The sequence below is a fragment of the Oceanobacillus alkalisoli genome, assembly GCF_021556485.1.
Lineage (GTDB): Bacteria > Bacillota > Bacilli > Bacillales > Amphibacillaceae > Oceanobacillus > Oceanobacillus alkalisoli.
Window position 1 is genome coordinate 1 of sequence record NZ_JAKGBW010000110.1, and the last position, 280, is coordinate 280.

The 280-nt window shown below is 52.5% G+C and carries 1 protein-coding gene; it reads left to right on the forward strand.

From position 1 onward, the window contains the following. A partial coding sequence (locus tag LZD48_RS18595; RefSeq protein ID WP_235764155.1) for a PfkB family carbohydrate kinase occupies positions 1–280 on the forward strand: 280 nt, incomplete at both ends.

Here is a 280-nt window from a genome sequence, read left to right on the forward strand (position 1 = left end):
GGCGGAAAAGGGATCAATGTATCAAAAGTCATCAGCAATCTGGGCGGAAGAAGCATTGCAGCCGGGATTCTCGGCGGAGATACCGGACGGTCGATCCTGTCGGCGCTGGAGGACATGGGGCTTGCGACTTGTTTTCATTTTGTTGAGGGAGAGACACGCACGAACATGAAGATCATTGACCCTGTCAGTCATACGAACACTGACATCAATGAGCCGGGTGTAACGGTGTCGGAAGAGATCCTCGGAGGGCTTCTAGCAGAGTTTCTGGAGAAAATCGTGG